General features: G+C 62.1%; 20 protein-coding genes. 14 read left to right on the forward strand and 6 right to left on the reverse strand.

Going from position 1 to position 17,536, the window contains the following annotated elements; translation table 11 throughout:
• Positions 1–85 precede the first annotated feature (85 nt).
• From tnpA to tnpC, 3 genes are read left to right on the forward strand one after another with little or no spacing between them, the layout of a single operon-like run.
• Positions 86–463, forward strand: a complete 378-nt coding sequence (gene tnpA / locus D2V17_RS09030) for an IS66-like element accessory protein TnpA (RefSeq protein WP_066843951.1) — start codon at positions 86–88, stop codon at positions 461–463.
• Positions 460–801: an IS66 family insertion sequence element accessory protein TnpB gene (gene tnpB / locus D2V17_RS09035; RefSeq protein ID WP_119592682.1), complete on the forward strand. Its 342-nt coding sequence runs from the start codon at positions 460–462 to the stop codon at positions 799–801. Before tnpA ends, tnpB begins: the two co-directional genes overlap by 4 nt.
• A 60-nt stretch (positions 802–861) precedes the next feature.
• A complete protein-coding gene (tnpC, locus tag D2V17_RS09040) occupies positions 862–2,502 on the forward strand; it encodes an IS66 family transposase (protein WP_119592683.1) in 1,641 nt (546 codons plus the stop codon).
• Between the two features lie 6 nt (positions 2,503–2,508).
• Here the strand turns inward: tnpC and D2V17_RS09045 are convergent, their stop codons facing one another.
• From D2V17_RS09045 to D2V17_RS09060, 4 genes are all read right to left on the reverse strand, one after another.
• Positions 2,509–3,324: a DUF2235 domain-containing protein gene (locus D2V17_RS09045; RefSeq protein WP_220474092.1), complete on the reverse strand. Its 816-nt coding sequence runs from the start codon at positions 3,322–3,324 to the stop codon at positions 2,509–2,511.
• A 129-nt stretch (positions 3,325–3,453) separates the two neighbouring features.
• Complete coding sequence (locus D2V17_RS09050) at positions 3,454–4,611, reverse strand: SAVED domain-containing protein (RefSeq protein ID WP_119592685.1); 1,158 nt, start codon at positions 4,609–4,611, stop codon at positions 3,454–3,456.
• Positions 4,608–5,303, reverse strand: coding sequence for a type II CBASS E2 protein (locus tag D2V17_RS09055; protein ID WP_119592686.1), 696 nt, complete (start codon positions 5,301–5,303; stop codon positions 4,608–4,610). Before D2V17_RS09055 ends, D2V17_RS09050 begins: the two co-directional genes overlap by 4 nt.
• Positions 5,291–6,649, reverse strand: a complete 1,359-nt coding sequence (locus D2V17_RS09060; RefSeq protein ID WP_119592687.1) for a nucleotidyltransferase domain-containing protein — start codon at positions 6,647–6,649, stop codon at positions 5,291–5,293. The genes D2V17_RS09055 and D2V17_RS09060 overlap by 13 nt, the downstream gene beginning before the upstream one ends.
• Positions 6,650–6,817: 168 nt before the next feature.
• Here D2V17_RS09060 and D2V17_RS09065 point away from each other — a divergent pair, with 168 nt between their 5' ends.
• From D2V17_RS09065 to D2V17_RS09080, 4 genes are all read left to right on the forward strand, one after another.
• Complete coding sequence (locus tag D2V17_RS09065; protein ID WP_220474093.1) at positions 6,818–7,093, forward strand: type II toxin-antitoxin system HigB family toxin; 276 nt, start codon at positions 6,818–6,820, stop codon at positions 7,091–7,093.
• Positions 7,094–7,098: 5 nt separating this feature from the next.
• Positions 7,099–8,244 carry an ImmA/IrrE family metallo-endopeptidase gene (locus D2V17_RS09070; protein WP_147367307.1) on the forward strand — a complete coding sequence of 382 codons (1,146 nt, stop codon included), beginning with the start codon at positions 7,099–7,101 and terminating at the stop codon, positions 8,242–8,244.
• Positions 8,245–8,615: 371 nt separating this feature from the next.
• The gene (locus D2V17_RS09075) at positions 8,616–8,906 is read left to right on the forward strand and encodes a hypothetical protein (protein WP_147367309.1); all 291 of its coding nucleotides are present in this window, start codon (positions 8,616–8,618) and stop codon (positions 8,904–8,906) included.
• Positions 8,903–10,468, forward strand: coding sequence for a hypothetical protein (locus D2V17_RS09080; RefSeq protein WP_147367311.1), 1,566 nt, complete (start codon positions 8,903–8,905; stop codon positions 10,466–10,468). Before D2V17_RS09075 ends, D2V17_RS09080 begins: the two co-directional genes overlap by 4 nt.
• 333 nt (positions 10,469–10,801) lie before the next feature.
• Here D2V17_RS09080 and D2V17_RS09085 read toward each other — a convergent pair whose 3' ends face one another.
• Positions 10,802–11,116, reverse strand: coding sequence for a type II toxin-antitoxin system RelE/ParE family toxin (locus tag D2V17_RS09085; RefSeq protein WP_119592692.1), 315 nt, complete (start codon positions 11,114–11,116; stop codon positions 10,802–10,804).
• Between the two features lie 4 nt (positions 11,117–11,120).
• On the reverse strand, positions 11,121–11,378 hold the full coding sequence (locus D2V17_RS09090) for a ribbon-helix-helix domain-containing protein (protein ID WP_191229137.1): 258 nt from the start codon (positions 11,376–11,378) through the stop codon (positions 11,121–11,123).
• Positions 11,379–11,646: 268 nt separating this feature from the next.
• On the opposite strand from D2V17_RS09090, the gene trbB reads away from it, so the two are divergent.
• The 7 genes from trbB to trbL all read left to right on the forward strand — a co-directional run.
• Positions 11,647–12,633, forward strand: coding sequence for a P-type conjugative transfer ATPase TrbB (gene trbB, locus D2V17_RS09095; protein WP_119592693.1), 987 nt, complete (start codon positions 11,647–11,649; stop codon positions 12,631–12,633).
• Positions 12,630–12,962, forward strand: a complete 333-nt coding sequence (locus D2V17_RS09100; protein WP_119592694.1) for a TrbC/VirB2 family type IV secretion system protein — start codon at positions 12,630–12,632, stop codon at positions 12,960–12,962. Before trbB ends, D2V17_RS09100 begins: the two co-directional genes overlap by 4 nt.
• Positions 12,962–13,231: a VirB3 family type IV secretion system protein gene (locus tag D2V17_RS09105; RefSeq protein WP_119592695.1), complete on the forward strand. Its 270-nt coding sequence runs from the start codon at positions 12,962–12,964 to the stop codon at positions 13,229–13,231. Before D2V17_RS09100 ends, D2V17_RS09105 begins: the two co-directional genes overlap by 1 nt.
• A complete protein-coding gene (gene trbE / locus D2V17_RS09110) occupies positions 13,228–15,696 on the forward strand; it encodes a conjugal transfer protein TrbE (protein ID WP_119592696.1) in 2,469 nt (822 codons plus the stop codon). The genes D2V17_RS09105 and trbE overlap by 4 nt, the downstream gene beginning before the upstream one ends.
• The gene (gene trbJ, locus D2V17_RS09115; RefSeq protein ID WP_119592697.1) at positions 15,693–16,412 is read left to right on the forward strand and encodes a P-type conjugative transfer protein TrbJ; all 720 of its coding nucleotides are present in this window, start codon (positions 15,693–15,695) and stop codon (positions 16,410–16,412) included. The genes trbE and trbJ overlap by 4 nt, the downstream gene beginning before the upstream one ends.
• A gap of 1 nt (position 16,413) precedes the next feature.
• Complete coding sequence (gene trbK-alt, locus D2V17_RS09120) at positions 16,414–16,674, forward strand: putative entry exclusion protein TrbK-alt (protein WP_119592698.1); 261 nt, start codon at positions 16,414–16,416, stop codon at positions 16,672–16,674.
• The coding region (trbL, locus tag D2V17_RS09125) for a P-type conjugative transfer protein TrbL (RefSeq protein ID WP_119592699.1) at positions 16,671–17,536 on the forward strand (866 nt) is incomplete at its 3' end. The genes trbK-alt and trbL, both read left to right, overlap by 4 nt.

The following is a 17,536-nucleotide window of genomic DNA, read 5'->3' on the forward strand; positions in this document are numbered from 1 at the left end:
GTACCCCTCCGGCGAGGGCCGCCTTGCGTGGATAGGTATCGAGCGCTCTTAAGCGTGCTCTTGTGAGCGCGCTTAGGAGTGGTCGATGGGTCAGGTGACGGTGTTTTCGGGGCCGGAGCGGCGGCGGCGGTGGAGCGATGAGGAGCGGCTGCAGATCCTGTCCGAGGCTTTCGCGCCGGGCGCGTGCGTTGCCCAGGTGTGCCGACGGCACGATATTTCTTCGGCGCTGATCTACACCTGGCGGCGCAAGTTGCTCGATGCAGGCGTGGAGCGGGAAGCAGAGCTGCCCGAGGCACTTCCGACGCCGGTGTTCGCCGAAGCGGTGATCGACGAAGATGTGATGGCGGCCGGCGCTGCCGAGCACCCCGCGATGATCATCGACCTGCCGCGCGGCAAGCGGCTGAGCATTTTCGCGGCGGCACCGCCGGCCCTGGTCGCTGCGGCGCTGAAGGGGCTGCGATGATCCCTTCGGGCGCGCGGGTGTGGATCGCGCTCGGCCACACGGATATGCGCAAGGGCATGCAGGGCCTGGCGCTGCTGGTGCAGCAGGGTCTCAAGCGTAATCCGCACGGCGGCGATCTGTTCGTGTTCCGTGGCCGCGCAGGCTCGCTGATCAAGATCATCTGGCACGACGGGATCGGCATGTCGCTCTACGCCAAGCGGCTAGAGAAGGGCCGGTTCGTATGGCCCTCAGCGACTGAGGGAACGGTGTCGCTGACCCCCTCGCAGCTGGCCTGCCTGCTGGAGGGGATCGACTGGCGCAACCCGCAGTATACATGGCGGCCACAGAGCGCCGGATAATCGGCGCGAGGCGGTGTTTTGCCCTTGCAGCAGAGGGTGGATGATGATTCACTCCGGTCTATGGAAGCCGCCATTTCGCCCCTTCCGGACGACGTTGAAGCGCTCAAGGCGCTGGTGGCGGCGATGGCCCGCAAGGCCGATGAGGCAGAGGCCAAGCTTGCCAACGCCATGGCCCACCAGAGCGCCATCGAGGCGCTGATCGCTCACCTCAAGCTGCAGATCGCCAAGCTCAAGCGCGAGCAGTATGGCCCCAGCGCCGAACGCAGCCGCCGTCTGCTCGACCAGATGGAGCTGCAGCTCGAAGAGCTCGAGGCTGATGCCGCCGAAGACGACCTGATCGCCGAGGGAGCGGCGGCCAAGACCGCCACGGTCACCGCCTTCGAGCGCAAGCGCCCGGCAAGGAAGCCGTTCCCCGAGCATCTGCCGCGCGAGCGCGTCGTGGTGCCTGCGCCCTGTTCCTGCCCGGCATGCGGTGGGGATCGGCTCTCGAAGCTCGGCGAGGACGTCACCGAGACACTCGAGGTGATCCCGCGCTCGTGGAAGGTGATCCAGACGGTGCGCGAGAAGTTCTCGTGCCGCGACTGCGAGAAGATCGCGCAGGCCCCCGCGCCCTTCCATGTGGTGCCCCGCGGATGGGCCGGACCCAGCTTCCTCGCGATGCTCCTGTTCGAGAAGTATGGACAGCACCAGCCCCTCAACCGCCAGGCCGAGCGGTTTGCCCGCGAAGGCGTGCCGCTCAGCCTCTCGACTCTTGCCGATCAGGTCGGGGCAGCTGCCCATGCGCTGATTCCGATCTACAAGCTCATCGAGACGCATGTTCTGGCTGCAAACCGGATCCACGGTGACGATACCACCGTGCCGGTCATGGCGAAGGGCAAGACCGATACGGCGCGATTATGGGTTTACGTACGCGATGATCGTCCCTTTGCAGGCACCGATCCTCCAGCTGCCCTGTTCCACTATTCGCGCGATCGGCGCGGCGAGCACCCGCAAGCCCATCTCGCGGCATGGTCCGGCATCCTGCAGGCCGATGCCTATAGTGGCTACAACGATCTCTATCGCGGGGACCGCGCCCCCGGTCCCGTGCTGGAAGCGGGCTGCTTTGCTCATGCGAGGCGCAAGTTCTTCGAGCTCGCCGATGTCCTGAGCTCAGCCCGCAAGAAGAGCCGCGGCCAGCGCGGCAGCATCTATCCGATCGCGCTCGAAGCCGTGCAGCGTCTCGACGCCCTGTTCGACATCGAGCGCGGCATCAACGGCAAGAGTCCTGCCGAGCGGCTCGCAGTCCGTCAGGAACTCAGCGCGCCGCTGATGGCCGAGCTCCACACCTGGCTTACCGCGCAGGTCGCCAAGCTATCGCGCGGTCATGACCTCACCAAGGCCTGCTTCTACATGCTGAAGCGCTGGGATGCGTTCACCCGCTTCCTCGACGATGGCCGCATCTGCCTCACCAACAACGCCGCCGAGCGCGCGCTGCGCTGCATCCCGCTTGGCCGCAAGGCATGGCTGTTCTGCGGATCCGATCGTGGCGGGCAACGCGCCGCCATCATCTACACCCTGATCCAGACCGCGAAGCTGGGCGACGTCGATCCGCAGGCATGGCTTGCTGATGTCCTCGCACGCATCGCCGATCATCCTGCCACCCGGCTCGACGAACTCCTGCCCTGGAACTGGGCGCCCCGTCCGAACGCGATCGCCGCGTAACCCGACCTACACTCCGGTCGGCATCACGCTGCGGCCTTCACCGGACGGATACCTTACGGCCTCAGCCCAGCCACCACCAACATCGGAATGGTCCCCAGCGAACCAGACGGTCTGCTGGTCCTGCAAACCTTCGGCATTGGCGAACGGATCGGGTTTGAAGTTCTGGCGCGGGGTCCAGTTATAGAGCCGGAACATCCGACGACGCTCGTCGATCGCAGCGGCTTGCCGGAATACGCGTACGCTCGGATTGGACTTAGTGTACGGCAGGAAAGACTGGCTGGGAAACCGCAGCAACCCCGGACGGACCAACACCGAGGCGACCGTGTCCCACACACCCAAAAAATGGATCGGCACCCGGCGTCCGCCAATCACACGGCGAAACTGCCAGGCGATGTCGAGCCGGTCTTCGCGGTCGGCGCGTTTATAGGCCTTGAGCGCATATTGGGCGACGTTGCGCTGATCAGTTTCGAGCAGACCGACCAGATGGATTAGGCCCGCGACTGCGCGGGCAGTGTACGCGCCGCGGCTGAAGCCGAACAAGAAGATCCGGTCGCCTGGCTGATAGTTGTCGATCAAATAGCAATAGGCGGCGAGAATATTGGCGTCGAGACCCCAGCCGGTTGCGAGCCCGAAGGCCGCGATCGCGCTTTGCGCGGCAGGACTCCAGTCGGTGGTAAGCGGCACGGTGCCGATGCCGGGGTGATAGAAGACGCGCTGACTATCGCTGCGTTCTGCGCAGCGATATAGCTTTACGACGTTGGTCAGGTTATCCTTGACCTCGTTGCTGGTGCCATCGAGCAGTAGAATCAGATTACGCGGCATCATTGCCCCCTGAGCCCAAGGGCATCAACAGCCACTTCTTTGGGGCAAGATGTCTTGGAACCGAAATCGATGGACAACCGCCTTCGTGCGTTTGACGGCTTAGGATCCGATAGAGCTTTCTCATTACCTTCATCGACCGATCACCAGCCGTTGTTGAAAGCCACCCTGGTCGCGCCGTTCATCCCACAGGATTAGCGGCAAATCTGCCTTTGGCATCCACACCCTACCGACTTCGATCGCCATTGCGACGGGCAGCGCTGGAAAGACGTGAATCTCGGCATCATCGCCATGTGCGAGACGAATTGATGCGAAAGTCTGCCGGAGCAGCGTACGGAACGCCGCAAGGCATTCTGGGCGGCCCAAAATGTCATTGCCGGGGCTCTCTGCTTCGATCGCCCAGATTGGTATGTCGTCTCCAAGCACGCTGCTGATCCGTTCGTCATCAATCGTGGCGCTGATGCCGAGGTTTAACGCCACCTTTGGCGCCGTTCGTGGTTCGGCTCGGCGATCGAGAAAGGTGATCGGCGGCCAATTTTCGCGCCATACCCAGCCTTTGGGTTCGCGCGAAATCTGACGCACATCGACATCGGCGATATCGCTGAGCAGGCTGCCAAGTTGGATCAGTAGGGGCTGTGGCGCGATCGCAAACACGCTCAAATGTCGGATTTCGCCTTGGCGGAGACGTTCACCCACCCGCAATTCGAACTGCCGGGCGAGATGGTCATGTTGAAACTGCCAATAAGCGGCGTCATTCTCACTGAAGCTGGAGTCTTTAAGCTCAAGCGCCAGTGGATGCCCAAGTGGATAGCGCGTCGGTAGCACCGCTGTCCGGCTGTGCGTAGCAGAGACCGGACAATCATGTTCCCCGATGCGCGCGGCATAATGGAGTAGATGCGTGGCGCGGTCAGCATCAATCGCAGTCACCAGCGCGATCCGAGCCTCATGTGCTGTTTTCATCTCAAGAAGCCGTGCTTCAGGGTGACCCGCAACCTCCTCGCGATCAATCAGGCGGTGGTGCACGTCACAAAGCAACATCAGGTTGTTGATGTCGTCGGCCAGCGTATGCGAACGGACCGGATCGCCACGCGGACCGTCGGGCGCAGCTGCGACGATGTGCGCGATATAGGCGGTGTTGAGCTTCTCGGCGCCAGAGATGATGTCGCCGATCAGTGGCTTGTTACAGCCGGAATATTGGCAATTGCCGCCGGCTCGGGTCCACAGGATCAAGCGGTTTTTCTCGGACACCCGGACTGCCGCGCGCCCCTTCCCCTTGATGATGCGGGTCATGCGGCCCTCCGCAGCAGTTCAGCAACGGGATCGTTGATCGGATTGCGCAACCGCGAGAAATCGATGTCGCGAAGCCGATCGGCCAGCATGCGCCGATCGACCCTCCCGGACTGACGCTGCTCGATAGTGGCGACGGTCAGACGACTTGTGTCCATTCCCGTGACTGTGCTGGTCCGATGCAGCAGCTGCTGCCATCCTGACCGTCCGTTGCCAAAGGTTTTCGGAGGCTGCGAGGCGCCATGGTTGCGGCCGCCGCCATGCCAAATGCCGGTCGCATGCCACGCCTCGTAGAAGCGCAGCCATTCGGCAATCCAAGGCACGGTCGTCGCGCCGATCGCCTGCGAGGTGTCCCATCCGCCGCAGGCGGGATCAAATAGGCAGAGGTTGGGGTCGTCCAGTTCGTCATAGACATGCGGGATCGGCGTGTCGGGATCTTCGGCGCGCCGTTCGACGCGGGGTGAGAGAATGCGTACTTCCGGAAACCAGGCATGGGCATATTCGAAGCCGTTCTGGAAGTGCCGGCGCACATAGAGGATCGACACCTCATAGCCTTGCGACAAACCATACACCCGGCCACGCCACAGCGCGAGATCCTTCCCCAGCAGGACGGTGCGGAAGGGCCAGTCACGCCTTAGCAGGCGATCCTGTTGCCACAAGGGGAGCGGCGGGGCGGCGTTGATCACTCGCGCCATCGAGTGCCTCCATAGAAAGATGTTTGCGGCGTCGGGCGGCCCTGCGAGCTGGTCGCTGCGGCCATTGTCGGCAAGATAAGTTTGCCAGTGTGTTTCTGGTACCGGCTTTCGCCCAGTTCCTTGGCCCGGCCCATCCGATCGGCGAAAGCACGGACCGCTTCCCCGGCAGCATGTTCACCGAACAGCTCGGCGAGGATTTCCTGGCGCTCCCGAAGCGTCACTTCGTCATGGACGTAGCGATAGAGCTGGCGGACCAGATGGTTGAGATCGCCAAGCCAGAGCGATTGGTCATAACCGCTGCCCGGCCAGCGGTCTGTCAACACATCTGCCTCGCAGCGTGGGTTGGTCTCATGGATGTGGGTGCTGTTGCTAACGTGATATGCGAAACGGTCGCGCAGCGCGACTGCATGCTCCAGCAATGCTGCGGCAAAGGTAGGGCTGGAGGCGCGAAAGCCTGCCACTAGCTTGGCCAGCAGCACGCTCGGCGGGCAGCGACCATCACGCAGATCATAGCGCAGATTGCGGAACCGTTTGATAAGCTGGAGGCTGGCGAGGGCACGCGACATGCCATGCGGTCCGACTTGCGCCGGCAAAGGTTCGACTTCAGCCCGTTTGGCCAGCACCCGCGCGCTATCGACTGCAATTACGAACATCGGTTCAGGAGGCGTCTGCTCCTTGAACCAGTCAGTGAAGCCGAACGGATTGGCAGTGACGCGCTTGCCCGGATTATGGGGCTCCTCGGCGCGGTGATGGAAGATAGTGCTCTGTCGTGCCAGGGTTCCGGGCTGTAGGACTGCCGGGGTCAGGTCGACATGCATCTTGTCGGCATATTGAACCTGCACGCAGCGCGTGCAGCGAGTCGTTGCCTTGTAGTAGCGCGAGCCCGGCTCCCCACGGATGGTATGATAGAGCAGGTCCAGGACGAACGCGGGGCCGCGATCCATTTCCGGATCAAGCTCCAGCATGGCATCGATATCAAACTCGTCATTGGTCGCACGCGAAGCAACCGACGATCCCTGCGCCGCGCCACCTTGACCGTAAACGCGGCGAACACGCCCTTTGAGCAGGCTGCCATCGCGTTCCACCCAGTCTCCGAGTGTATGATAACGTTGCTCGGCCACCTCATATTGCGATGGCGGGAGCTGAACCCCTGCTAGCACATCGGCGAGCAGGATGTCGGCTTCGGTGGCAAGCGCGTTCGGACGAGAGAAGAGCTTATTGGCTCCCGCAGCGTGCGCGATCTGGCGGCCGTTTGGTGTGGCATCACCGATCGCCCCATTGCGGAACTCGAGGTCGGTGCCGGCGACCTGAAGCGCGGCCCCCTCGGTATTCTTCTTGGCATTCATGTCCTCAAGCTCCTTTCTGGTCCCAGATCGGGAACGCTTTTGTGATCCCATGATCCGCAGCGATTCGCAACCCTCAACGTTCCCGAAACGGGAACAATTATGCTTGCGAAAAATGTCCAGCTATGCGATCGAGGAATGAGATTGATTGGACGACCTCTACTTTTGCGTATGGCCGAGGATGCGGATGAAAATCTGCAGGATGACTTGCGCGCATTCGCCGCCGAGGTTGAAACGGCGTCCTGGAACTCTTCGAAGAGCCTTAAGCGGGCCTTTCCCGAGGCGCGCATTGAGGGGCGCCGCGCCCTCGTCGATCTTGACGAGCGCCATTGTGCGGTGATCATTGTAGATTACGAGAGGAGCGTTACCGTGGTGGAATACGCTGGATTGAGGGCGGAATACCAAACGGCGGCTGCGACCGCTGCAAAGTCAGGGCGGCGCAAGTGAGTCCCGTGACGACCGTGCGCACCGAAGCGCAGTATGAGAAGATGAGTGCACGGCTTGCCAAGCTGATCGCGTCCGGCGGGCCCGGCGAGGAAATCGAACTACTGTCTCTTGTGCTTGAGGATTATGAGCGCAAGAATTACGAAATCGAGGCTCCGACCCCATTGGCCGCAATACGTTTCCGTATGAAGCAAGCATCGTTGGCGCCGCGCGACCTCGAACCTTTTATTGGATCGCGTTCCCGTGTTTCCGAAGTTTTATCTGGCACAAGATCCCTGTCGCTTGACATGATACGAGCCCTCAACCGTCATCTTGGTATTCCGGCCGACGCCCTCATCAAGGAGGATGTCCCGCAACATGAGACTGTGATCGAAGCACCCTCGGTACATGCGATTCGAAAACTTCGCGATCTCGGGGTGATGAAGGCGAAAGAAGAATTCGAGGCTTTCATGGTTCGCATGATCGGGCCCGGTCATGCGCCGGCCTTCCTGCGCAAGTCACGCACCGAACGCACAAACGCGAAGACCGACCAGGCTGCGCTTACTGCTTGGCTGGCGACCGTGCGTCATCTTGCGGGGCGAGCAAAGGTGTCCAAGCCGAAGAAGAAGATGCGGGGAGCCGCAGCAGGTCGAAGGCTGGCACAGCTCAGCACGCTTCCAGACGGTCCGAAGAAAGCACGCGAGCTTCTACGCGAGTGGGGCATCGCCCTCGTCACGCTTGAACATCTCCCCGGTACCTATCTTGATGGGGCCGCAATGCGCCGCAACGACGGGGTTGACATCATAGCCATGACGCTGCGGCACGATCGCCTCGACAACTTCTGGTTCACCCTTCTCCACGAATTCTGCCATGTGTCGGAACACTTGGCGGAGGATACGCCTCTCATACTCGACGATCTCGATCTGAGGAGCTCGGAGGAGATCGAGGAGGAGGCCGACCTCTTCGCGCAGGACGCGCTAATACCGCGCGATATTTGGAAGAAATACGTCACGCCAGAAATGAGCACCGAGGAATTGGAGCTCATCGCCAGGAAGGCCAAGGTGCACGTGGCCATCGTTGCGGGTCGCTGGCAGAGAGAGCATTCTGACTACCGGCGCTTCGCGAAGAAGCTGGGACGCGGCGAGGTGCGCCGCCAGTTTGAGAATCGCACTTAGACATTGAGGCAAATGGCGGCATTGAGAAGCTGGCGGCAGTGGCGAATGCACCTGCTCTTGGGTCGACTGCGGCTCCAGCAATTGCCTCCTCTGAGTGTCGGCCTTCCCATTTCTCATTCGGAAACCGGACAGGTAGAAGACGGCCCAGTTGCCGTTACTGGCAAGCGACTGAACGTAGGGCACCTTTTATTGGCGAGCTGTTCCGGTGCGGAAAAATGACGGCTATGTCGGCGGCAACGGGCTGGGCTTGCGCCGATGACGCCGGTGCCTCTCTAGAAATTTCGTGCTTATTCCCGCGAAAACTGCGACAAGGCCGGGAAGGTTCGTCTATGGGTGCTCCTCACAATGAGCGTATGGCTGGGGGCGAGTCGATGGAAGCTGTGTTCAGGCTCAGGGGTGGCAAAGCCGAAGTCGAGGCAGCCTTGACGGACATCGCCGCACTTTCCGGCGTGGAAACGGTGCGGGGGACGCCCGAGCCGGTCGTCGGCTCGGTATTGTCGCGCGGGCGACAGCATCAGATCGAACTTGTCGAGTGCATCGTGTCGGTCGTGCTGGGGCTCGCCACCTCAGCCGCTTATGATGGTCTGAAGGCTGCGGTGGCCGCCATCGGCAAGCGGCGGGAAATAGAGGCCACAGAGGAGGACGAGTCCACGCCGCAATGATCCCGGCGGCTCCCGTTCTACAACGCCCGGTGCATCGATCTTTTTTCTCGGGATCGCACTACAATCCGTATTTCCTTATTACGCGAAACGCGCACCGGTTGAAGGAATTGGATCCAAGCGACTCGACTGCCACGCTCGATTTCAACCTCGCGCATATCCATGAGAACGTTCATTGGTTCCAACATGTCGGAACGACATACGGCGCGTTCATGGACGCCCTGCGATCGTCGCAGCGCTACGTCCTCATGCGCTTTCTGCGCGAGCTGCCTCGCACCCAGCGCAAAGCCCTGCTTGAGGATCGACTGAAGACTGGCCGACCGTTCATCGAGCTGGACCCGCGAACCCAATATCCAAAGGACATCACCTTCGACGCGCCCGCAGTCAGCCTCGTGAAGCAAATCTGGTTCGATCATCAATGGCTGCACGCCAGTTTCGAGGACTCGCGTGCGACCGATCGACTGGGCCATCCGCCCGTTGATGCCTGCTCCAACGTCATGGCAGACGTCATCTTGAACGCCTGCGACACGCACGGCTTCCTGTCGCCGGACTATAACGCCGACAGCCATGTCGGTGCGCGCGACTGGTACTTCACCACCGATAGAACGATCGCCGAGGTGGTGACGGAGATCGACGGAGAGCGGGTCCACGTTACATCCGTCGGGCTCATGGAATGCGCAGCGTCGCTCAACGAGCTGCAGTGGCTCCAGGGCAATATGATCGGCGTGGTCGCGCCCGATGAGTTGAAGCGCATCGTTCAGGCGAGGATCGAGGAGTTTGTCGGCAGCAGCTACTCAATACCCTTTAAGCTGTTCCACCTCGCATCCGACAGACCCCGCACGAGGTCCAGCACCCTGTGGCTTTCGCTCAATCTTTTGGTTTTCTTCGCGCTGAATCCGCCTCTTCCCCCAAGAATCCTCTCGCGTCCACGCGAGCCCTTGACCTGGCCAGAAGTGTATCCGCCGATCCGCTTCTTTATGGGGCTTCGCGTCCTCGACGACATCGAGCCGATCTCCGATCCGCAGTCGGTCGTTGAAATGCAACGCTACATCGCGGACATCGCCAATGCCACCGGCCTCGAATATTGCGGCGACGTCCCCATACCGCAGCGAAAATACACCACCGCAGAATGGGATGCCGCTTCCGAGACGGAGAACTACCCCCTCTCCATCGACGACGAATTGATTATCCAAGCGCAGCTGCGCGTCGAACGCATACCCGACCGCCTCCCGCTCATCGCCAATTTTGCAAGCTGTCTGCAAGGCAAGCTGAGCAGGCAATTCGCCCGCCTGATCTTTGCGCATGAGGAACGCTACGACTTCTTAGGGCCGCCACTCGAATTTTTGAAGAATGGCAAGGTAGGCTTTCGCGGCTCGGCCGCCTTCGGCAACAATGTCGTTCGATCCGTCGCCGTCAGCGCTGCCCTATTCGAGTTCGCTTGCGGCGCAGGCAAATTCTCGCTCGCCGAGTTGCCTTCCGAAGTCGGACGCGGCGACAATATGTTTCGCTTTATGGAAGATACGCTCCACCATCTGATCGTCGAAACCGATAACGTCTATAAATGAGCGGCGAAGGGTCGGTGTGACGGCCTCCCAGACCGAAATTTGCGTGGTTTTCAGGCGGGGGCCGACGCGATCGCCCTTAGCAGAAACGATTATCGAAGACTTCCTTGGTGTTCTGGCTGGCAGTCTCGCATCATAGCGGTAGCTGACTTCGTCAGCGCCGCTCTGTGATGATCGGGAACCTTTCCTAGTGAAACCACCAATACAAGGGTGGAGCCCTTCGCTGAACGAAAGGCCGTTTTCAGGGAAGTTGCGCGGTGGACTGAACGACGGCTATTCAGGCGAAAGCTGTCACCATGAGACACCGCAATTGTCGTAGGTAGGGTGAGCCGATCTCTACTGCGGCAAATCCTCACGAAAACGGTCAATCTGATGCATCCGTTCGTGAAGCACGGTGACGATCCCGACCGTGTCATCGGACAGCACCCGCCAATAGATATAGTGATGTTCGTAGCGGCAGTAGAATCCGTCCACTCCAAACTCGGCCGGAACCGGACGCCATCGAATATTTCGAGCCGCGATTTCCTCGAACCGCTCGAACAGGCCTCGAATATAGCGAGCTGCCTGCTCCTCGCCCCACGTGTCGCGGGTATAGACGTAAATTTCGTCGAGACGGCGACCCGCGCGATCCTGGACGCGAAAGACGGCCACGCGATCAACCCCGCGCGTTGCGGGCGATCACCGTTTCGGCATCAAGGGCCTCATAGGCCGATTCCGGCGCCGCGAAAGCGGCGGTCAGTTCGGCTTTCAGTCGCTCGAACCCTTCGGCCTCGACCCGCTCCTTGTCGCGGCGGATGAGGTCGCGGACATATTCGCTGACATTCTCATAGGCACCGCCGTCGCCGATATTGTCGGCGACGAACTCGCCCAGCGTGCCGCTCACACGCACATTCAGAGTCATGGCCTTGGGCATGGCATTGTCCTTCGATCATTCGTCCTCAATATAAGGAATATTGTGGACAAGCGCAACGACCTCTCCGTCTAAAGTGTCGCAGTATTAAACCATCGATGGTTCCCTCATGCCACTCCCCAGGCGTCAGGGGCTCCTACGCCATTCTCTGTCTTTCTTCGCTAGCCTGCGACGCGCGCATTTTCCTGTTGAGTCCCATCGCTTTGCGGCTTTCTTGATGGGCCTCTGACGTCGGGCGGCGGTTCGCCTGGCAGACAAGCAGGGGCTGACCTTGACCGTCCATCCGATCCGTTCCGAGGCAAGTTCACGCGGCGCGCGCATGCTGCGCACGGCGCTCGGACTGTCGATCGCAGCCTGGCTCGACGATGCGACGGTGATCGAGGTCATGTTGAACCCCGACGGCAGGCTCTGGGTCGACCGACTGGGCGAAGGCATCGCCGACACCGGCATGACGCTGTCCGCTGCCGATGGCGAACGCATCGTCCGCCTCGTCGCGCATCACGTCGGCGTCGAGGTTCATGCCCGATGCCCGCGCGTGTCGGCGGAGCTGCCGGAGAGCGGCGAGCGGTTCGAGGGTCTGCTGCCCCCCGTGGTAGCCGCGCCCGCGTTCGCTATCCGCAAGCCCGCTGTCGCCGTATTCACGCTCGACGATTATGCTCGCACTGGCATTATGTCGGCGGCCGAAGCTACGGTGCTGCGCGAGGGCGTAGAAACGCACGCAAACATCCTCGTCGCTGGTGGTACAGGCAGCGGCAAGACAACGCTGGTCAATGCGCTGCTGGCGGAAGTGGCGAAGACCGCCGATCGCATCGTGCTGATCGAGGATACGCGCGAGCTGCAGTGCGCCGCGCCCAACCTCGTCGCCATGCGCACCAAGGATGGCGTCGTCTCGCTGTCCGACCTCGTGCGCTCCAGCCTTCGCTTGAGGCCCGACCGAATCCCCATCGGCGAAGTGCGGGGCCCCGAAGCGCTCGACTTGCTCAAGGCATGGGGCACCGGACATCCTGGCGGGATCGGCACTATCCATGCCGGAACCGCGCTCGGTGCGCTGCGGCGGATGGAACAGCTCATCCAGGAGGCCGTCGTCACGGTCCCGCGCGCGCTGCTCGCGGAGACCATCGACATCGTCGCCGTGCTGGTCCGCGACGGGCACGGCCGCCGCTTGACCGAACTCGCCCGCGTTGACGGGCTTGATTCTTCCACCGGCGACTACCGCCTCACTGCGCTTTCCCAGCCCTCATCAGGAGACCTGCCATGATCCATGCTATCAGGCATGGCGCCCGCCGCGCTATGCTTGTCGTCACCGCCAGCGTGATTGCGCTGTCCCTGTCTTCGCCTGCTTATGCCGGCGGATCGTCGATGCCGTGGGAAGCTCCGCTACAAAGCATCCTCGAAAGCATCGAGGGACCGGTAGCGAAGATCATCGCGGTGATGATCATCATCATTACCGGTTTGACGCTGGCGTTCGGTGACACTTCGGGCGGCGCGCGGCGGCTGATCCAGATCGTATTCGGGATCAGCATCGCCTTCGCCGCCAGTTCCTTCTTCCTGTCGTTCTTCAGCTTCGGCGGCGGGGCGCTGGTCTGATGGAACCGGGCGAACCGATCCCTGGCTATATGGCGCCGGTGCATCGCGCACTCACCGAGCCGATCCTGCTTGGCGGTGCGCCGCGCAGCCTTGCGATCCTCAACGGCACGCTGGCAGGCGCCATCGGACTCGGTTTGCGGCTCTGGATAGTTGGGATAGCCATCTGGGCCATCGGCCATGCCCTATCGGTCTGGGCTGCGCGGCGCGATCCGCAGTTCGTGGACGTTGCCCGGCGACATCTGCGCTACCCGACCTGGATGCGGCCATGATGTCCTTGCGCGAATACAGGAGTGGCGCCGCGCATCACGCCGACTTCCTGCCCTGGGCGGCACTGGTGAAGACAGGCGTCGTTCTAAACAAGGATGGCAGCTTTCAGCGCACGGCGCAGTTCCGGGGACCAGATCTGGATTCGGCGACGCCGGCAGAACTGGTCGCCACAACCGCGCGGCTCAACAATGCGCTGCGACGATTGGGTTCGGGCTGGGCGATCTTCGTCGAGGCGCAGCGCAGGCCCGCACTTGATTATCCCGAATCTACATTTCCTGATCCGGTCTCGGCGCTGGTCGAGATGGAGCGGCGCGAGCAATTCCGGGAAGAGGGATCGCACTTCGAGAGCCGCTATTACCTGACGCTGCTGTGGATGCCGCCGGCTGAGGACGCGGCCCGCGCGGAAGGCTGGCTTTACGAGGGCCGGTCGAACTCCGGCGTCGATCCGTGGGAACTGCTGGGGAGCTTCACCGATCGCAGCGATCGGGTGCTGAACCTGGTCGAAGGCTTCATGCCCGAGGTGTGTTGGCTCGACGATAGCGACACGCTGACCTACCTGCACAGCACCATCTCGACCCGCCGCCAGCGTGTGCGCGTTCCCGAGACGCCGATGCATCTCGATGCGCTGCTCGCCGACGAGCCGCTGACCGGCGGGCTGGAGCCGAAGCTGGGCGAGCATCATTTGCGCACATTGACGGTCACGGGCTTCCCGAGCGCGACCTTTCCCGGCCTGCTCGACGAATTGAACCGCCTCGCTTTCGAATATCGTTGGTCCACTCGCGCGATCATGCTCGACAAGAGCGATGCGACCAAGTTGCTGACGAAGATCCGGCGGCAATGGTTCGCCAAGCGCAAATCCGTCGCGGCGATCCTCAAGGAGATCATGACAAACGAGGCAAGCACGCTGCTCGACAGCGATGCCTCGAACAAGGCCGCCGATGCCGACACCGCCCTGCAGGAGCTGGGCGCCGACTATGCCGGCATGGCCTATGTCACCGCAACGGTAACGGTGTGGGATCGCGATCCTGCCCTCGCCGCCGAAAAGCTGCGGTTGGTGGAGAAGGTCATCCAGGGCCGTGACTTCACCGTGATCCCGGAAGGGATGAACGCGATCGAGGCCTGGCTGGGAAGCCTTCCCGGCCACACCTACGCCAATGTCCGGCAACCGCCGATTTCGACCATCAATCTCGCCCACCTGATCCCCCTGTCAGCGGTATGGGCGGGGCCGGAACGGGACGAGCACTTCAATGCTCCCCCCTTGCTTTACGGCAAGACCGAAGGCTCGACCCCGTTCCGGTTTTCTCTTCATGTCGGCGATGTCGGGCACACGTTGATTGTCGGCCCGACCGGTGCGGGAAAGTCGGTACTGCTGACGCTGATGGCAATGCAGTTTCGGCGCTACGAGAACGCCCAGGTCTTCGCCTTCGACTTCGGCGGCAGCATCCGTGCGGCCGCGCTCGGAATGGGCGGCGACTGGCAGGATCTCGGCGGCGGTCTGTCCGACGACGACGATGGCGGCGTGCAGCTCCAGCCGCTTGTGCGAATTGATGATCCGGCAGAGCGCGCCTGGGCCGCCGAATGGCTCTCGGCGATCCTTGGCAGCGAAGGCGTTGCTGTCGATCCACAGGCCAAGGAGCATATCTGGTCGGCGCTCGGTTCGCTGGCGTCTGCGCCAATTGGTGAGCGCACGATCACCGGCCTTTCCGTTCTGCTCCAGAGCCAGCATCTGAAGCAGGCACTGGCGCCCTATTGCATCGGCGGGCCATGGGGCCGGTTGCTCGATGCCGAGGCAGAACGGTTCGGTGAAGCCGACGTGCAGGCGTTCGAGACCGAGGGTCTGGTCGGCGCCGGATCGGCCGCAGCCGTGCTTTCCTACCTCTTCCACCGGATCGAGGGCAGGCTCGACGGCTCGCCCACACTCATCATTATCGATGAGGGCTGGCTCGTCCTCGACAGCCCGGACTTCGCCGCGCAGCTGCGCGAATGGCTGAAGACGCTGCGCAAGAAGAACGCGAGCGTGGTCTTCGCCACGCAGAGCCTTGCCGATATCGAGACGTCGAGTATCGCGCCGGCCATTATCGAGAGCTGCCCGACACGCATCTTCCTACCCAATGAGCGCGCGGCTGAGCCGCAGGTTGCAGCCATCTATGAGCGGTTTGGACTCAATGCCCGCCAGATCGAGATATTGAGCCGGGCGACGCCGAAGCGCGATTATTACTGCCAGTCGAGGCGCGGCAACCGGTTGTTCGAGCTGGGCCTGGGCGAAGTGGCGCTAGCCTTCGCCGCAGCGTCTTCCAAGACCGACCAGCTCACCATCGCCGAGATCATGGAAACGCATGGGTCATCGGCTTTCGCCACCGAATGGCTGCGCCATCGCGGCTGCGGCTGGGCCATCGAACTGTTGCCCGAGGCTTCCGCCTCCGGGAACCACCTTTCCCTCACGCCAGATCTGGAGATTGAATCATGAAACTGCCCCATATGCGCCATGCCCTTATGACCGGTGTTCTTGCCGCCACGAGCATCGTCGGTCTTGCCGCTATGAGCCCGGCTCACGCGCAGTTCGGCGGGATCGTTTATGATCCCACGAATTACGCGCAGAATGTACTGACCGCCGCCAGGTCGCTCGAACAGATCAACAATCAGATCCGGCAAATCCAGAACCAGGCGACCAGCCTCGTTAACGAGGCGCGCAATCTAGCTTCGCTGCCGTACAGCTCGCTTCAGGCCTTGCAGGATCAGGTCAGCGAGACGCAGCGGCTGCTCGGTGAAGCCCAACGCATCGCCTATGATGTGCAGCAGATCGAGCAGGCGTTCACCGATCGCTATAAGGGATCGGCACTCACCGGCAACAACGCCCAAATGATCGCCAATGCCAATGCGCGCTGGGAAGACAGCGTTGGCGCCTTTCAGGATTCGCTCAAGGTGCAGGCGGGCGTCGTCGGCAATATCGACGGCGCTCGCACTACGATGGACGATCTGGTCTCGGTCAGCCAGTCCGCGACCGGCGCGCTGCAGGCCAGCCAGGCGGGCAATCAGCTTCTCGCGCTGCAATCGCAGCAGCTTGCCGATCTGACCGCGCTGGTCGCGGCACAGGGCCGGGCGCAGGCGCTCGATTCCGCGCGACAGGCGGCCGAGGAAGCTGAGGGGCGCGAGCGCTTCCGCCGTTTCTTCGGGCGCGACTGAGATGAGTCGAACGGCCAGAATCTCGGGCGTCGCGGCAATCGCCGGGATCATGCTGGCCGTGGCGATCGTCGCCTTGAGCGAGCCGGACGACTTACCGCGCGAAGCGGTTCTGCCCGTCGTCGAAGAAAGCGAGCCGCAGGAGATGCTGGCGCGCGAACTCGAACGCTGCGCAACGCTCATCATGCCCGATACGGCTTGCGAACAGGCCTGGGCGGAAAAGCGCCGACGCTTCTTCGGCAGCGATGAGGGCGAACGGCGATGAACGATACCGGCGTCATCGACAGCTTCCTGGGCGTCTTTACCGGTTATATCGATTCCGGCTTCGGTCTGCTGGGCGGTGAGGTCGCATTCCTCTCGACCACGCTGATAGCCATCGATGTCACCCTTGCCGGCTTGTTCTGGGCCTGGGGCGCGGACGAGGATGTGTTGCAGCGGCTCGTCAAGAAGACGCTCTATATCGGTATCTTCGCGTTCATCATCGGCAATTTCTCCACGCTGGCGACGATCCTGTTCGAAAGCTTCGCGGGGCTGGGGCTCAAGGCGAGTGGTGATGCGCTCAGCCTCGCGGAGTTCATGCAACCCGGTTCCATCGCCGCAACCGGGCTCGACGCCGCCCAGCCCCTGATCGACGCCACAGAAGCGTTCAGCAGCATCTGGTCGGTGTTCGCGAATCTCGCCATCATTCTCGTGCTGCTGATCGCCTGGCTGATCGTGGTGCTCGCGTTCTTCATCATCGCGGTGCAGGTCTTCATCACCCTCATTGAGTTCAAGCTGGTGACGTTCGCCGGCTTTGTTCTCCTGCCCTTCGCCTTTTTCGGTCGCACGGCCTTCATGGCCGAGCGCGTGCTGGGCCATATCGTCTCGACCGGCATTAAGGTGCTGGTGCTTGCGATCATCACCGGCATCGGCACCACCCTGTTCAGTCAGTTCACCGTTTCCATGGGGCCAGAGCCCGATGCCGAGCAGGTCATGGCAATCACGCTGGCCGCGCTGGCGCTGCTCGGCCTTTCCATCTTCGGCCCCGGGATTGCCAACGGCATCGTCACCGGCGGTCCCCAACTTGGCGCAGGAGCCGCGGCCGGAACCGCGCTGGCTGCCGGTGGCGCTCTGGTCGGCGGTGCGGC

Source organism: Aurantiacibacter xanthus (assembly GCF_003584015.1).
GTDB lineage: Bacteria > Pseudomonadota > Alphaproteobacteria > Sphingomonadales > Sphingomonadaceae > Alteraurantiacibacter > Alteraurantiacibacter xanthus.

What these genes read in the sequence shown, in the direction of transcription:
- tnpA (WP_066843951.1), top strand. Translation starts at nt 86, where the DNA reads ATGGGTCAGGTGACGGTGTTTTCGGGGCCGGAGCGGCGGCGGCGGTGG.
- tnpB (WP_119592682.1), top strand. Translation starts at nt 460, where the DNA reads ATGATCCCTTCGGGCGCGCGGGTGTGGATCGCGCTCGGCCACACGGAT.
- tnpC (WP_119592683.1), top strand. Translation starts at nt 862, where the DNA reads ATGGAAGCCGCCATTTCGCCCCTTCCGGACGACGTTGAAGCGCTCAAG.
- D2V17_RS09045 (WP_220474092.1), bottom strand. Translation starts at nt 3,324, where the DNA reads ATGCCGCGTAATCTGATTCTACTGCTCGATGGCACCAGCAACGAGGTC.
- D2V17_RS09050 (WP_119592685.1), bottom strand. Translation starts at nt 4,611, where the DNA reads ATGACCCGCATCATCAAGGGGAAGGGGCGCGCGGCAGTCCGGGTGTCC.
- D2V17_RS09055 (WP_119592686.1), bottom strand. Translation starts at nt 5,303, where the DNA reads ATGGCGCGAGTGATCAACGCCGCCCCGCCGCTCCCCTTGTGGCAACAG.
- D2V17_RS09060 (WP_119592687.1), bottom strand. Translation starts at nt 6,649, where the DNA reads ATGAATGCCAAGAAGAATACCGAGGGGGCCGCGCTTCAGGTCGCCGGC.
- D2V17_RS09065 (WP_220474093.1), top strand. Translation starts at nt 6,818, where the DNA reads ATGGCCGAGGATGCGGATGAAAATCTGCAGGATGACTTGCGCGCATTC.
- D2V17_RS09075 (WP_147367309.1), top strand. Translation starts at nt 8,616, where the DNA reads ATGGAAGCTGTGTTCAGGCTCAGGGGTGGCAAAGCCGAAGTCGAGGCA.
- D2V17_RS09080 (WP_147367311.1), top strand. Translation starts at nt 8,903, where the DNA reads ATGATCCCGGCGGCTCCCGTTCTACAACGCCCGGTGCATCGATCTTTT.
- D2V17_RS09090 (WP_191229137.1), bottom strand. Translation starts at nt 11,378, where the DNA reads ATGCCCAAGGCCATGACTCTGAATGTGCGTGTGAGCGGCACGCTGGGC.
- D2V17_RS09100 (WP_119592694.1), top strand. Translation starts at nt 12,630, where the DNA reads ATGATCCATGCTATCAGGCATGGCGCCCGCCGCGCTATGCTTGTCGTC.
- D2V17_RS09105 (WP_119592695.1), top strand. Translation starts at nt 12,962, where the DNA reads ATGGAACCGGGCGAACCGATCCCTGGCTATATGGCGCCGGTGCATCGC.
- trbE (WP_119592696.1), top strand. Translation starts at nt 13,228, where the DNA reads ATGATGTCCTTGCGCGAATACAGGAGTGGCGCCGCGCATCACGCCGAC.
- trbJ (WP_119592697.1), top strand. Translation starts at nt 15,693, where the DNA reads ATGAAACTGCCCCATATGCGCCATGCCCTTATGACCGGTGTTCTTGCC.
- trbK-alt (WP_119592698.1), top strand. Translation starts at nt 16,414, where the DNA reads ATGAGTCGAACGGCCAGAATCTCGGGCGTCGCGGCAATCGCCGGGATC.